The sequence below is a fragment of the Clostridium sp. HV4-5-A1G genome (genome assembly GCF_900184915.1).
In the GTDB taxonomy this organism is placed as follows: domain Bacteria; phylum Bacillota; class Clostridia; order Clostridiales; family Clostridiaceae; genus Clostridium_B; species Clostridium_B aromativorans.
This window is the reverse complement of the sequence record NZ_FXYI02000003.1, coordinates 14,926-28,485: the sequence shown is the minus strand read 5'-3', so window position 1 is coordinate 28,485 and position 13,560 is coordinate 14,926. Positions and strand designations below refer to the sequence as shown.

25 protein-coding genes are annotated in these 13,560 nt (G+C 35.3%); 4 read left to right on the top strand and 21 right to left on the bottom strand.

Annotation, left to right across the window (positions count from 1 at the left end; genetic code table 11):
- Positions 1 to 28: 28 nt before the first annotated feature.
- The 20 genes from J5G60_RS00770 to J5G60_RS00675 all read right to left on the bottom strand — a co-directional run bounded on the left by J5G60_RS00770 (position 29) and on the right by J5G60_RS00675 (position 8,933).
- Positions 29 to 439 carry a replication terminator protein gene (locus J5G60_RS00770; RefSeq protein WP_150356050.1) on the bottom strand — a complete coding sequence of 137 codons (411 nt, stop codon included), beginning with the start codon at positions 437 to 439 and terminating at the stop codon, positions 29 to 31.
- On the bottom strand, positions 424 to 864 hold the full coding sequence (locus J5G60_RS00765) for a RusA family crossover junction endodeoxyribonuclease (protein WP_236035021.1): 441 nt from the start codon (positions 862 to 864) through the stop codon (positions 424 to 426). The genes J5G60_RS00770 and J5G60_RS00765 overlap by 16 nt, the downstream gene beginning before the upstream one ends.
- A gap of 166 nt (positions 865 to 1,030) precedes the next feature.
- Positions 1,031 to 1,858, bottom strand: coding sequence for a DNA adenine methylase (locus tag J5G60_RS00760; RefSeq protein ID WP_150356049.1), 828 nt, complete (start codon positions 1,856 to 1,858; stop codon positions 1,031 to 1,033).
- A gap of 18 nt (positions 1,859 to 1,876) precedes the next feature.
- Positions 1,877 to 2,119 (bottom strand): AbrB/MazE/SpoVT family DNA-binding domain-containing protein, encoded by a 243-nt coding sequence (locus tag J5G60_RS00755; protein ID WP_150356048.1) that lies wholly within the window; start codon positions 2,117 to 2,119, stop codon positions 1,877 to 1,879.
- Between the two features lie 34 nt (positions 2,120 to 2,153).
- Entirely contained in the window at positions 2,154 to 3,086 is a 933-nt protein-coding gene (locus J5G60_RS00750; RefSeq protein WP_150356047.1) for a Lin1244/Lin1753 domain-containing protein, read from the bottom strand.
- Between the two features lie 38 nt (positions 3,087 to 3,124).
- Entirely contained in the window at positions 3,125 to 3,994 is an 870-nt protein-coding gene (locus J5G60_RS00745) for a recombinase RecT (RefSeq protein ID WP_150356046.1), read from the bottom strand.
- A gap of 1 nt (position 3,995) precedes the next feature.
- Positions 3,996 to 4,184 carry a hypothetical protein gene (locus J5G60_RS00740; RefSeq protein WP_150356045.1) on the bottom strand — a complete coding sequence of 63 codons (189 nt, stop codon included), beginning with the start codon at positions 4,182 to 4,184 and terminating at the stop codon, positions 3,996 to 3,998.
- Positions 4,184 to 5,155, bottom strand: coding sequence for a YqaJ viral recombinase family nuclease (locus J5G60_RS00735; protein WP_150356044.1), 972 nt, complete (start codon positions 5,153 to 5,155; stop codon positions 4,184 to 4,186). The genes J5G60_RS00740 and J5G60_RS00735 overlap by 1 nt, the downstream gene beginning before the upstream one ends.
- Positions 5,139 to 5,363, bottom strand: a complete 225-nt coding sequence (locus tag J5G60_RS00730) for a hypothetical protein (protein WP_150356043.1) — start codon at positions 5,361 to 5,363, stop codon at positions 5,139 to 5,141. Before J5G60_RS00730 ends, J5G60_RS00735 begins: the two co-directional genes overlap by 17 nt.
- 196 nt (positions 5,364 to 5,559) lie before the next feature.
- Positions 5,560 to 5,784: a hypothetical protein gene (locus tag J5G60_RS00725; RefSeq protein WP_150356042.1), complete on the bottom strand. Its 225-nt coding sequence runs from the start codon at positions 5,782 to 5,784 to the stop codon at positions 5,560 to 5,562.
- A gap of 12 nt (positions 5,785 to 5,796) precedes the next feature.
- Positions 5,797 to 5,961: a hypothetical protein gene (locus J5G60_RS00720; RefSeq protein ID WP_190972155.1), complete on the bottom strand. Its 165-nt coding sequence runs from the start codon at positions 5,959 to 5,961 to the stop codon at positions 5,797 to 5,799.
- A complete protein-coding gene (locus tag J5G60_RS00715) occupies positions 5,958 to 6,206 on the bottom strand; it encodes a hypothetical protein (RefSeq protein WP_150356041.1) in 249 nt (82 codons plus the stop codon). The genes J5G60_RS00720 and J5G60_RS00715 overlap by 4 nt, the downstream gene beginning before the upstream one ends.
- Positions 6,203 to 6,349 carry an aspartyl-phosphate phosphatase Spo0E family protein gene (locus J5G60_RS00710; protein ID WP_236035019.1) on the bottom strand — a complete coding sequence of 49 codons (147 nt, stop codon included), beginning with the start codon at positions 6,347 to 6,349 and terminating at the stop codon, positions 6,203 to 6,205. Before J5G60_RS00710 ends, J5G60_RS00715 begins: the two co-directional genes overlap by 4 nt.
- The gene (locus J5G60_RS00705) at positions 6,336 to 6,626 is read right to left on the bottom strand and encodes a hypothetical protein (protein WP_150356039.1); all 291 of its coding nucleotides are present in this window, start codon (positions 6,624 to 6,626) and stop codon (positions 6,336 to 6,338) included. Before J5G60_RS00705 ends, J5G60_RS00710 begins: the two co-directional genes overlap by 14 nt.
- On the bottom strand, positions 6,617 to 6,826 hold the full coding sequence (locus J5G60_RS00700; protein WP_150356038.1) for a hypothetical protein: 210 nt from the start codon (positions 6,824 to 6,826) through the stop codon (positions 6,617 to 6,619). Before J5G60_RS00700 ends, J5G60_RS00705 begins: the two co-directional genes overlap by 10 nt.
- Complete coding sequence (locus tag J5G60_RS00695) at positions 6,826 to 7,212, bottom strand: hypothetical protein (RefSeq protein WP_150356037.1); 387 nt, start codon at positions 7,210 to 7,212, stop codon at positions 6,826 to 6,828. Before J5G60_RS00695 ends, J5G60_RS00700 begins: the two co-directional genes overlap by 1 nt.
- Positions 7,209 to 7,964 carry an ORF6C domain-containing protein gene (locus tag J5G60_RS00690; protein ID WP_190972154.1) on the bottom strand — a complete coding sequence of 252 codons (756 nt, stop codon included), beginning with the start codon at positions 7,962 to 7,964 and terminating at the stop codon, positions 7,209 to 7,211. Before J5G60_RS00690 ends, J5G60_RS00695 begins: the two co-directional genes overlap by 4 nt.
- The gene (locus J5G60_RS00685; protein WP_150356035.1) at positions 7,957 to 8,154 is read right to left on the bottom strand and encodes a hypothetical protein; all 198 of its coding nucleotides are present in this window, start codon (positions 8,152 to 8,154) and stop codon (positions 7,957 to 7,959) included. Before J5G60_RS00685 ends, J5G60_RS00690 begins: the two co-directional genes overlap by 8 nt.
- Before the next feature lie 13 nt (positions 8,155 to 8,167).
- Entirely contained in the window at positions 8,168 to 8,647 is a 480-nt protein-coding gene (locus J5G60_RS00680; protein ID WP_150356034.1) for an XRE family transcriptional regulator, read from the bottom strand.
- Between the two features lie 55 nt (positions 8,648 to 8,702).
- A complete protein-coding gene (locus J5G60_RS00675) occupies positions 8,703 to 8,933 on the bottom strand; it encodes a helix-turn-helix transcriptional regulator (RefSeq protein ID WP_190972153.1) in 231 nt (76 codons plus the stop codon).
- 176 nt (positions 8,934 to 9,109) lie between these two features.
- Here J5G60_RS00675 and J5G60_RS00670 point away from each other — a divergent pair, with 176 nt between their 5' ends.
- The 4 genes from J5G60_RS00670 (at position 9,110) to J5G60_RS00655 (ending at position 12,616) form a co-directional block, all read left to right on the top strand.
- The gene (locus tag J5G60_RS00670) at positions 9,110 to 9,574 is read left to right on the top strand and encodes a helix-turn-helix domain-containing protein (protein ID WP_150356032.1); all 465 of its coding nucleotides are present in this window, start codon (positions 9,110 to 9,112) and stop codon (positions 9,572 to 9,574) included.
- Positions 9,575 to 9,592: 18 nt separating this feature from the next.
- Positions 9,593 to 10,033 carry an ImmA/IrrE family metallo-endopeptidase gene (locus J5G60_RS00665; RefSeq protein ID WP_150356031.1) on the top strand — a complete coding sequence of 147 codons (441 nt, stop codon included), beginning with the start codon at positions 9,593 to 9,595 and terminating at the stop codon, positions 10,031 to 10,033.
- Between the two features lie 155 nt (positions 10,034 to 10,188).
- A complete protein-coding gene (locus J5G60_RS18750; RefSeq protein ID WP_236035017.1) occupies positions 10,189 to 10,935 on the top strand; it encodes a hypothetical protein in 747 nt (248 codons plus the stop codon).
- Positions 10,936 to 11,002: 67 nt separating this feature from the next.
- Complete coding sequence (locus tag J5G60_RS00655) at positions 11,003 to 12,616, top strand: recombinase family protein (protein ID WP_150356030.1); 1,614 nt, start codon at positions 11,003 to 11,005, stop codon at positions 12,614 to 12,616.
- On the opposite strand, the gene J5G60_RS00650 is transcribed toward J5G60_RS00655, so the two are convergent.
- Positions 12,613 to 13,455, bottom strand: a complete 843-nt coding sequence (locus J5G60_RS00650) for a GspE/PulE family protein (protein WP_150356029.1) — start codon at positions 13,453 to 13,455, stop codon at positions 12,613 to 12,615. The two genes, J5G60_RS00655 and J5G60_RS00650, sit on opposite strands and share 4 nt — an antisense overlap.
- Between the last annotated feature and the right edge of the window lie 105 nt (positions 13,456 to 13,560).

Below are 13,560 nucleotides of genomic sequence, written 5' to 3'. Positions count from 1 at the left end.
TTACATTCCTCCATATATTTTTATTTTATTATTTAACTATCTTCAATCCATCTTCTGTCTTGTCTGCTTTTTTCTCGTCTTTGGTATTTTCCTTATTGGCAATTATTTCTCCAGTATCAGGATCCACCTTCATTGCCTGTTGGCCGGGTACCTGCTTCTTAAATTCACTTGCTATAACCTCACCTTCTAAATTTCTATCAAGTAAAAACTTCGTATGGACTGAAAGCTTCGGCGCCAATTTTACTTTTGCCAATACATCACACTCAATGATTTCCCTATCCTCTTTCGTACTGAACGTAAGATCCAAGGTAACTTTTCTCTTATCCTTCCAGTTCGTATTTTCATCTGCTATGTTGTCCATAACTTGACCAATGGCCTGCCTTGCCCTCTCTGCAAATGCCCCTCCCGCCAGTGTTTCAAAATTTATTTTATCTGACATGACAACTCCTCCTTATCTATTTGATTTAGCTTCACAACCACACGAGGCTGTTCGCCATAAAATTTATTTACCGTTAAGCTTACAATCTGTTTGTCATCCTCATAAGCTATAGAATTGAGTGCGTCGCATACCGTCTTTGCTACATTGTCTACGTCTGGTTTTTTATCCGGAAGCAGTTCATTGTTCAGCATTTGTTGACGTTTTTTATTGCTGATACTCTTTGGTATTCTGTAAAACGCTGTAATGTCAACCTGTATATATCCATTAAGCCTTGGAAACCTGTTGGTAACATACAACTCTTTCACATACGTTTCATATTGCAGAGTCTTCTCCGGCGTGTGTGCCGACTTTGTCCATCTATTGAATTTTGGCCTTTGCTTTCCCATTGGTTCTCCTGGAACTATTAATTCTATTGGGTCATTCAAACTATCCACCTACTTTCTTAATTCACTAAATCGCTCATACGATACTCTTAAACGGATTTTAATTTACTGGACAAGTATTTATACTCTTATGCTATTTAAATTAAAATTTACCCCGTTCTCGGCTTAAATTCGACTACTTTCTGCTTTCTATTCTATTGTCCAATCCTCAAACTATTTTCAACTGTTCATTGACCTCTGGTTTGTAATTCATTAAAATCAATTCGGTCCGGACCGGGCACTTGTCTCCATCAGTTCTGACTCTTATCTGGCTGGCCGTGTGATATTCATTTCGGTACCACCCCGAATACAATTCATCAATCAATGGATCCGGATAATAACAAACCATGGCTTTGCCTTTTATATTCTCAAGCACTTTCCTAAGTCTTATGTGGTCTTCCCTCTTGAATCCTCCGAAGTACATGTCCTCATGTCCCAAGTACGGTGGGTCCAGGAAGAACAGCGTATCCTTGGTATCATAGAACCGTATTACTTCCTCAAAGTCCCTGCAGAGAATGTTCCAGTTTTTTATTAGTCCGGCCATCTTTGGAATTAGTTCCGTAGCAGATGTCAGCTGCTTGGCCTTATTCTGCGTCTTTGAAAGTCCTATGCCGTTCTTGTACTTATGCCCACCACCGCCAAAACAAACTCTCATGAGGTAATAGAATCTAACCGCAGATTGTAAGCTATCCTCCGGCCATGGCTCCCATTTCCACTTTTCATACAGACTTTCTGAATACGGAAGTGAACTGCACTCTTTATAAAGGCTTCCTGGATTATTTTTTATAACCATCATGTAATTTACAAGACGGTCATTTATATCATTAACCACCGTTATATCAGTAGGATTAACTGTCTCCTTGTAAAAGGTAACTGCTCCGGATCCAAAGAAAACATCTGCGAATATCCTGTGTTTTGGCATAAGCTCCAGGTAGCGTTCTTCCTTGCCGTGCTTTCCGCCGATCCACTTTATGTTGCTCAAGTTTTTAAGCCTCACATCTATCCATCCTCCCGTCTATCTCCCTCTGAGTTCATCCATGCATTTCTTGCATATATTCTTGCCCTTCCACTTCACTACGTCCTTTGCTTCACCGCAGAATACGCACGCCGGGCTGTATTTCTTCAGGATGATATCTTCACCATCCACAAATATCTCCAGTGGTGTACCTTCCTGAATGCCCATGGTTTTTCTAAGCTCCATTGGTATTACGATTCTCCCTAACTCGTCTACTTTTCTTACGATTCCTGTACTTTTCATTGTTTTTCCTCCTCAAAATTTTTATTTTAAATTCTTAGTTATCCCATCCAAGAAGCTTTTTCTCCAGGTCTTTGAAGTCATAGCTCCTCTGCTTGAAATTGTTGAACGTACTCTCTTTTTTGCCGTAATTGGGTGCACTTCTCCCGGGACTTTTATTTTTATTTTTTTGATTCTTCTTCAGCTCGAATCCTTTTTTATCTGCCATAACCGCCTGGACCGTATTCAGCTGGTTATCTTTCCACCGGTTGAGTACTGCTTTCGCATACCGTATATCTCTTTTGTTGCTCTCTACTGCCTCCTGCAGTGCCAGTGTAATAACCTCCGGTTCCATGCCGTCCTCCACATAGCTTTCTAAAAGCTCCATCTCAAACTGCGTTATGAGATGCCCAAAGTTGTTGTTGAAGAAATCAACATAGCCTGAGTTATCCACATTATCCACAAGCTGGTCCTCTGTAGTAGCAGTAGTAGTATTATCTACTTTACTTTTCTTTTCTTTACTTTGGGGATTAATGTTTGCATTAACTACCTCATTATTGGAGTTAATGTCAACAATAATTAAATTTTTGTATGCATTAATGGTTTCATTATCCAAAAGTAGGTATTCTTTATATATTTTTACCTTTTGCCTCCTATCTACGGCCTTTAAATAACGTTTCTGGATGCCTCTAGAAGTAAGTATTTTATAGGTTTCAAAGACTTTTTTATCAAATAATTCCCACTTTATACAATCATTAATGATTACATTAATTGAGTTAATGTCTGCATTAACCCTCTTTGAAAAAAGTAATTGCTGTTTTTCTGTCCACTCATAGAAATAACCGTGCTTATAAATCTTCATTAACAATTTAATTACTACACCAAAGCCAACTAGTCCATATTGCGCTTCTATGAGTGCAACTTTATCATCCTGATCCATATCTACATCTAAAGGAAAATATTCCAATCCTTCTTTTTGAGGTCTAGCCAATGTAATCACCTTCTCCCATAACTCAATGCTCCTTGACCTTATTTATCATCCATACTTTCAGCGAACGGTGTGCCTTCATACGGATCCCTATCCTTGCCTTTTTCTTCTTCATCCTCTGCTTCCATATATTCTACGTCTGTCGCATTTACTTCTGGTTCATCCGCTGCTTCTTCGTCAAATACTTCATAGTTGTCCTCATTAGTTTTAATTATTTTACTGTCACTTGTAATTGCTTCTTGCATGTCAATACTTAGAATGCCCCAAGTTGAAAGCATATTTTTAAGTACTGTCTTTCTAGCCATTGCATCAAAATCAGTTTTCCACGGTCCATTACCAAAACTCTTGCTAAATCTTTTGGCATGCGTAGTTACCTTTTCCTTACTCCAGTACACCATCTTTTCAAAACCATTTAAGAGCCTGAAGTATGCTGCATATCCTATTACTGCATCCGATTGTTTATTATCCAAGTCTAATTCCAATTCTTCTGTGAGAGGGTTGAAGCTTTTAAGCTGTCCTTCATATATCTCTGTTACATTGAGCTTTTTATATTGTGCTGACCTCTGAGCCATCTGAATAAATCCCCTGTATCCAACTTGAAACTGTGCTTCCAGCTTTCCATGATTTTTAAATGGTATTATCCATGCAAATCCCAAGTTAGGATCTATGGGAAGTTTCAAGGAGGCGGCCTTTAAGGCACTCCCCAAAACTGTCATATTGTCACAACCCTTTAATTTCTCCTGTTTCAAGTTAAGCAAGCTGGTTATAAATCCATTGGCCTGTTTGTCGAGCATGTCCTCAAATCTTTTCTTTATACTTGCGGAATAAACAAGTGCCTTGAATGGATCCTTCGGTAGTTTCCCCAGTTCCTTTTTTGTAAGTTCCTTTTTTAAGCTCTGACTTGTAGCCATATTACTCATCATCCCCTTCAAAATCTTCTTTAAATTTACACATTATTTTGTCTTTATCACTGTCATAATAAATTGAATCTATAAAATACCCGCAGTCACCTGGATCGTACATTTTAAAGTCATTTTTGTTCATAGCTGCCAGCTGGGCATTAAAACTATTTATAAGTGCTGTAAATGCCGGATTTGCCATTACGCTTTTACCTCCTTGATATTAAATTTTCTGTATGAGCTTGCATTTAAATACTGTTTAAATAGCTCAGGATACTCCACCTTGAACCTTTTGCTGTCAAACCTATTGGAGGTTATGCTTTTCCAATTAATCTCGTAGTCAGGAGCATATCCTATTTCAGCCTCACCCATTTCAAGCTTTATGTTGTTCTCAATTTCCTTGGCTTGAAGCTCGAGGGATTTGATGGTATTTTTGATTTCAATATAATCTTTAATCTTGTCTTTGTATTCAGATTTTAGATTTACAACCGTCCCTGGAGTTGAGTCCTTGAATCTTTCCTTTAAATACCTCTCTGCAGCATCTGATCCATCCAACTTGGGCGGCACTCTCTTAAGTACGTTGTTTTCCCAGAAGTCTTTTTCTTTGGCTACGATTATATTTATAAGTTCCTGGTCCCTCTCAATTTCTTTATAAATAAATTTCTGCCCACCTATGAGCACGGCTATATATGCCTTTTCATCACCTGTAACAGCCAGATAGTGCATAACCTGTGCCAGATAACTTGCGGGTATTTCATCTGACTCCCAATCCTTTGCCCCAAATGCATTTACAGTTTTGCACTCAAGGAGAGCCCTTTCTCCAACTACTTCACGATCTAGATTGGCAGCCATAAAAGGATGCTCAATACTTTGCAGTATTGCATTTCTTCTTCTGACTTTTTTACCTGTTCTCTTAGTGAATTCCTTTGCCACCATATCCTCAAGTTCAGTTCCCCAATAAGCAGCTTCGCTCTGTTCGCCTACCTCAGTTATTTCCTGTGTTTTATCTATATATACTTGAAATGGTGTCTTGTATCTGTTTATTCCCAAAATTGCTCCTGCATCAGAACCTCCAATGCCGGCTTGACGGCTCTTAAGCCAGTCAAGCTCGGATATATCTTTAGTTTTAGCAAGTATCGTAAAAGGCTTATTAAAATCAAGTCTTAATTCCATGACTCAACCTCCTCCTATTTGATTTTTTATTGTTATATCCATTTTCCACACAGACCACATTCAAAGTGGTCTGGCTGTTTAATACATTCACCCGGTATATAGCTCCAAACTTCATGTATGAATTTACCCGGGTGTCTACAATTCTTTTGAAATTTCTTGTATCTCTTCTCATGCTGAATCCTCTTATAATGGCATTTCGGGCATTCATAAAATGTATATCCTCTAATAATTTCACTATCAGATGTCATTATTTCTCTATCTCTGTAGTAGACATCTCCTTTGTTAAATTCTCTCCCACAGTAATCGCAGCATCTTTTAAGATGCCTATTTGCAACTAACTTTTTCAAGATGCACCTCCTGTTGATTTTTCTCCCATTCTCATGTAGAATGAGAGTAACGATTAATTATTTTTGGGCCCTCTGCAAAGGGTCTTCTTTTGCCTGAAATAAAATTTTTATCTGTTCATCTGTAGCAGTATCAATATCACATATGGTCTTACCGGTTTTCATATCATACAGTTCATCACCATCAAGGTCATATTTAACTCTATCTACAGCCTCCTTGATTCCTAAATTTCCATCCTGTACAAGTTCAACCACCTTGTCTGCCTTTCGCCTAACGGATTCCATCTACTCACCCCCTCAATCGTTATATTTATACCTGCAGTACCTATCCAACTGATTGTACATATCTTCCCAATGTTTGGCCTGTAGCCTGTAGGCTTCTATAAACTGTAAGCTTTCCTCCAACAGTTCCTTTAGCTTTGCATTTTGCTTCTCCAGTTTCATAAACTCTTTATCCCTCATATGTCCTCCTTTAACCTCTTAAGATAATCTACAAATCCATTTATATCGCCACTGAAATCAGCTACCGCATATTTTCTGGGAACAATATCCTCAATATTAGGTTCTTCCTCAGGTTCCTCAATGTATCTTTGGAACTTCAGTAAATCATTCAAAACATCTCTGTATATATTTCTTTCTACTGGCCCTGTAGCTTTTCTAACTTTTACTTGATATTGGTCTATCAAGCATTGCAAATATCCATTCATTTGTTTTTACCCTCCTTCATTTTCTGAACTATCAGCTTATCAAGTTGCTGGCTGACTTCTAGTGTCCTTTTATCCTGCAAACCGTATAAATCAATACATTCATTTAACCTTTTCTTTAATTCTTCCATATTAAGCTCTTGCACTTACCTCCTTTCTTTTTCTACAAAGTAAATACGATATGCTTGCCCCTTTAAGCCCATAGTAACTGCCTATCTCCGCGCAGTTTATACCCTCCTTCCTAAATTTCATCACATCCTCCACATCCTGCGGTGTCCATCTAAATTTAGGTGCTTGTTTAGGTCCATCCCCCAGATATCTATCCAGATACTTGAATGCAACTTCCTGCGGGCACTCCTTCTCTATTGCAATCCAAAGCGCCATTAGATTCTCAAATACCATCCTTCTCCCTCCTAGTACCAATCTCCATTCCCCAGAACATGCAGCCAGTCACCGTCATTCAGTACAACTTTTAGATATCCATCAGCTCTTTGCACTTTTATAGGTGCATGATCCTCTGGATATTCCCATGCCTTGTAAAATCTTGTACAGAACCTTTTGAAAAGTTCCTTGTCTGCATCATTTAGCTTACTAAAGCCTTTTACTTTCTCTGGAATAAACATTAATTTTCCTCCCTTATGAACCACTTACCATATAAAATTTCTTCTACACTTATTCCCATAAACCCGTGTCTTGTTTTTGACTCTAATAATCCTGATATTTCAGAAGAATATTCATATTTTTTATCAAGCAAAATACAATAAATTGTCTTTCCTTCCTCAAACGCCTTAAAAGCCTCCTTTGCACTTACTGGCTCATTTACCAGCCTGAATTTGCTGCTCAGTGTAAAATTTGATAGTATCGGTGTCCCTACTTCATTTACAATATGCCCATCTCCGCTTAAGTGAATATTTCCATAATCTAATCCCATTTCATTTACATACTTAAATTTCAAACTGTGGTTCCTTTCAAACTTGTCTAACATCTGCTTCAATGTATATTCAGTCATATTGCTGCCTCCTTGATATTTATCTGTTGATTAATTTCTTGAACTTCTCTAAATAAAGCCCCCTGCAGTGTAATAGTGTCGATATATTTAATTGCTGAACTGTAATCTTTTCTCAAGATATTGTGATAAACCGAAACATTCAAATAATCTTTCAAAGTCCTCCAGATGTAGCTGTATACTCTCTTTCTTATAGATTGGTCCATATATGCACTACTTTCATTCCCACAACATAAAGTCTTAACTCTTTTATTAACAAGCTTTTGTATCGTTTTGGCCTGGCCATCAGTTATATTCATTGTCAAAGCTAAATTTTTCACTTTGGTATCAAGCTCATTTATTTTTTCCTCATGACTCTCTATAACCTGATATTGAAGTCTTAATTGTTCCATTGGAGAAAGCTGCTTCTTTATGAATGCTGCTGCCAGTACGTCCTTTGCTTTGAGCTTGAACTCTTTCAATTTAGGTCTTATTTCTTCTTTACACATTGAGCTTTTAATACCAATTAAGAAAAATGGTAAATACTCAATATCTAGCATGTTTGTTTCCTGATCTCCACTAGATGTAGGTATGCGTATTTTACGAACCCCCTCTGGAAGCACATCATCACGATTAATTCTTTCCATCTGACCGTTATATGCAATACCCAATCCATCACATATACTTCTTATCCCTACAAAAACTTTTTCATTTGTCTTACAAGCTGTCATATTTACATTCTGAAAATTAACTTGTTTTGTAATCAAGTTACTCAACTTCATCCCTCCTTAAAATTGGTTCATTCCATTTATGTTTTGGCAGTTCTCGAATTATATAGTCAACCTCTTCGGGAGTCCTTGTTTCCCAAATTATCCTCGCAAGTGCTATAGTGAACCGCCTTTGCACTTCTTCCATGCCCTCTTCTGTCTGTGGCCAATTTACTATCACATTTTTTATGTCTGCCAATTCTCCCTCCTCCCTACTTCAATTTCTTCTGAGCCCAAAGTTTTAGTGATTGTATCTTTTGTGAAAATTCATCTAATTCACCGACTATATTTTTAAGCTCTGGTTTTTCATCCTCTGTAATAACTCTGTCTTGTACAATTTCCATTAATTTGTCTGTTGTAGATCCCGAATGCTTCAGCAAAATTGATATTTGAATCGTAAGATAACTTATATCTGGTACTTCAAGATGCGGTACGGTATGTTTTCCTATAGGGCATTGCTCACAACAAAAATAATTGTTCAATTCTGGAGCATTGTATGCATCAGACATCATCAAGACTTCCTCTGGATAAGCGCAAATACTATCAAGCTCTATTCTTGCAAGCCTGGTTCTATCAATGCCGATTATTTCAGCAGCCCCTTCCCTGCTATTCAGTTTGTCATTTGTGGCAGCTGCTTCCATTCGTGCTTTATAATATATGTTATCTGCTGCTTTCGTAGCTTTTCTTGCCATTTATTCCACTTCCTTTTGCTGTTAGAATTAGATTATGAGATTAAACTACTTGCTTTTAATTAATTGTTTCTTTAAAAACAACTTTTGTATCAAAAAAAATTTTATCTATTGTTTCTGGAGATAAATTCAATAATTGCTTAAGAGCCCTTATTTCACTTGCTGTAAATTCTACTAATCCGTTTTCTTTTTTTGAATATGTTGATACATCTTTTTTTAAAGCTATTGATAAGTCTTTCTGAGTAAGCCCCGCTTTTACTCTCTCTGCTTTTAATAAATTTGGTTTCATGTACATCACCTCGCTCATTGTTTCGTTGAAATCAACTTTATGCTTTAATAATAATGCTTTTAACGAAACTTGTCAATACTTTTTCATTAAAAAGTTTCTTATAAAGCAATATATATTTCTTTTAATGCAACATAGGGTATAATAAATATATTAAATATATTAAGGAGAGGAACTGAATGACTTCATTCGGAGATAGATTAAAAGAATTAAGAAAAAAATCTAATTTAACTCAACAAGAATTGGCAAGTAAATTTTATCTTAATAAAAGTTCTATATCCAGATATGAAAATGGCACTCAATTGCCAGAACATGATTTACTTGAAAAAATAGCTGATTATTTTAAGGTCTCTATAGACTATTTATTAGGAAGAACAGATATTAAAAATGTTCCTACTAATTCAAAAGAAAATGAAAATAAAAAAAGCTCTCAACCTAAATTAAGCGAAAAAGATGAACGTGACATAAAAAAAGACCTTAATAAAACACTTGAACAGCTGGAAAATTCGCAAGATGGACTCATGTTTGATGGAGAGCCAATGGATGATGAAACTAGAGAATTGCTCAGGATAAGCTTGGAAAACTCAATGAGAATTGCCAAACAGGCAGCTAAAAAATATACTCCAAAGAAATACAGAAAATAAAATTGGGGGAATGGGGAATTGAGGGATGTTATAGAGAAAGAAGTACTCCGTCTAATAAAAAAGCATAAAACAAACAACCCTTTTGAAATTGCAAGGGCTGAAAATATTATGATATTAAAAGAACCTCTGGGGAAAATAAACGGCTATTACAACAAGTATGTACGCCAAAGAATGATACACATAAATCGGGAATTAGAAGAAAACAGCTTTTCTGGCCGCTTTACTTGTGCTCACGAATTAGGTCATATTAGATTTCACCCTAATGCCAATACTCCATTTTTACGTAACACTACTCTTTTTTCAATTAACAAACTAGAAATTCAAGCCAATACTTTTGCGGCATTTATGACCATACCTAAAGACATTTTATTACCTTATGAAAATTTTACTCTTGAGCAAATAGCTCATGCTGAAGGAATTCCGGTACAAGCCTTGAAGCTAAGATTTAATTGGGTTTAATGAAGAAAGAAGAAAATATTTATGGATTTAGATAATTTATATATAGATAAATGGTAAAGAAATGATTAATTTAACAGGACTGTTTTCTAAAGTAGCTAAGCAGGTTAAATAATAGAAATATTAAATATAAATTCGATAAATGAAGGTGATACTACATGGGATTATTTGATTTATTTAAAAAGAAAGAAAAAAATAATTTGAAATTATTAAAATTGCAAAACATTGTGTATGGCAAAAACTATGATAAAATAATTTTCCCAAAACAACAAATTTTAGATTCTGCACATAATGTATATGTTCCTCAAATAGCTAGAATGATTTATGATTCTCAAAAATTAGTTAATAATTCTATTGAGCCAAAAACTTTTTTCTTTAGGATAAATTTTTTAATTGAAAAGCTACAAGAATTGGCTAATATTGAGGACTTAATTGATTTTAATGAACCCTTACCTTCATCTCAATTAAACGAAGTAATGAATCACTACGATTTACTAGTACAACAATTTTTGGAAAGATATATTGAAAATTGTGTACAAAAAATAGAAAAGCTAAAAACTGACAAGGGTAAATTAAACAAAATAAATACATCGTTAGAAAATATCTTGGAATATAAAAAATTCCTTAAACCTTCTCATCTAAATTACATTAATAATTTAAAAAACAATGAATTCAATATACATTTCTATGAAAATAAAAAAACTGCGGATATAAATGGCGCTAATATTAGAGTACCTATAAATGAGAACCACAGTGACTTTGTAGACAGGCTTAAGAGGTGGGAAAGGAACCCAGGAAGCGAACCGGGACTTGAAGACTGGTATCAAAATGTGTATAAAAAGTCTTCCATGTATATTGATGATATTGATAAGCTATTCAGCAATAATAATAAGAAAAGATCATAGGAGTTAATCTCCTATATATTTTTTAACTTCAATCAGAACATTAGTTTGTAATAAGGAGGTAATTCACATGAAGGCAGCAATATATTCAAGAAAAAGTAAATTCACCAGTAAAGGTGAATCTATCGGTAATCAAATAGAAATGTGCAAAGAATATTGTACTAAAAATTTTGATGGGAAAATTGAATTTATAATTTATGAGGATGAGGGATTTAGTGGTGGCAATATAGATAGACCACAATTTCAAAAAATGATATTGGATGCAAAAGGCGGTAAATTTGACTCTCTTGTATGCTACAGGCTGGACCGTATAAGCAGGAATGTTGCCGATTTCTCTGCTACGCTGGAACTGTTGGAACAACATAACATCTCCTTTATAAGTATAAAAGAGCAGTTTGATACCTCCACTCCCATGGGAAAAGCCATGGTATATATCGCTAGTGTATTCGCCCAATTGGAGCGTGAAACCATTGCAGAAAGAGTTCGTGATAATATGCTGGAACTTGCCAAAACCGGCAGATGGCTTGGTGGACAACCTCCTATAGGATTTAGGTCAGAAAAGATTCTATACTATGATTCTGAAATGAAGGAAAGATCCATGCAAAAACTATCTCCCGTTCCTGAAGAATTGAAATTTGTAAAATGGTTGTATAATAAATATATAGAGCTTGGATCCATATACCAGGTAAGAAAGTATTTACTCCAAAATAATATTAAAACCAGAAACAAGAAGGATTTTAGCTCTAGGGTTATTGCTTCCATCTTGAGGAACCCTGTTTATGTTATGACCAGCAATAAAGTTATGGAATACCTGCAAAGCAAAAATATAATAACTGCAGGTTCAGCAGATAATATTCATGGTATGCTGATCTATAATAAGAAAAATAAAAAAGGCATTCAGAGAGATAGAACGGAATGGATTGCAGCTGTAGCCAAACATAAAGGAATAATTGAACCTGGTGATTGGCTAAAAGTACAGCACGAATTGGATAAGAACAACAGTAAAGCTATACCCGCTTTGGGTAAATCCAATACAGCACTGCTAACTGGTATAATAAGATGCAAAGAATGCGGCTCCCCTATGAGGATTACATATGGTTCTCCCAAAAAAGACGGTTCCAAAAGGTACTATTATGAATGTGATCTCAAAGCATCATCTGCTAGGGCTAGATGCACCAATAAAAACGCAAATGGAGCTAAATTAGATGCATATGTTATAAACCAACTAAAGGGTCTAACTGCCAATAAAGGATTGCTTATTAAGCAGCTGGAGGAATTTAAGCATCATTCTGCTAAAAACAATGAGCCTAAAAACAATATAAAAGCTTTAGAGAAAAAAATATCTGATAATGAAACTGCTATAGAAAATTTGGTGAAACAATTATCCCAAAATAAAAATAGTGCCGCTGCAGATTATATATTTAAAGAGATCGAAAAACTGGATAAAGAAAATAAAATCATAAAGGATAAATTGGCCACACAAGAAGTTAAATCTAGTCAATCCGAGGAAAGGGATTTTGACATAGACTTAATGATTAATACAGCCAAGAAATTCAATAAGATGATAGATATAGCCGACATTAAGCTAAAAAAGTATTTAATATCCATATTAGTCGAATCAATATACTGGAACGGAAGCGCCCAAGAGGCTGAAATAAATATATTTGGCTCTAAAAAAAACTAGAAAATAGCCTGTCCAATATGTCGCAATTTTGTTCCGCGAGCAGTTGGACCCGTCACTAAAATGAGACCTGAACTCCTGTTTAACATGTTTTTTATCTTTGTCTCATCTTCTTTTAAAAATCCAAGCATATTGAGATTTTTTATCTCAGTATCCCTATATAAAATTCTCAAAACCACTTTTTCCCCATATATAGTTGGAAGAGTAGACACTCTAATATCATAATTGAAATTTCCCTTAGTATATTTTATTTTTCCATCCTGTGGAAGTCTTTTTTCAGCTATATCCATCTGGGCCATTATTTTTATTCTTGTACATAAAAGTGGATATATATTTCTAGGTATTTTTATGTACTCATATATAATGCCATCCACTCTCATCCTTATAGTCACACTTTTTTGAAAGGGCTCTATGTGAAGATCACTGGCCCTCTCATCTATGGCTTTATTTATTATGTAATTAGCTGCCTTAACTACAGGGGAACTTTGAAATTTATGTATATCTGAAATGTTTTCCCCGGTCATCTGTGAAGTATTTTTATTCATCTTTATGTCTTTCAATGCATGGTGTAAATTCTCCCTGCAATAATATGTATTTATCAAATCGTATATTTTTCTTCTGTCAGCTTTAACAAATCTCAATTCAACACCTAATATGAACTTTAGTTCCTCCACTAAATTAATATCTGGAGTTTTATCTGCAGCTATAATGATCTGTTCATCAGCCCGCTTCAATGCAATCACACAATTATCTCTGGCTATCTCTTCAGGTATCCTCTTCACTATATCTGGTTCCAATAAAATTTCATCAATGTTTACTTCTTTCATCTCTGTGGAAAACATATTATTTCTCTCTTTCTATTATATTTTAAAATACAAAGTACAAACTTCAAACAACATACAGTTCTAAACATATAATCAACAATATCGTATTCAACAATAATTTGT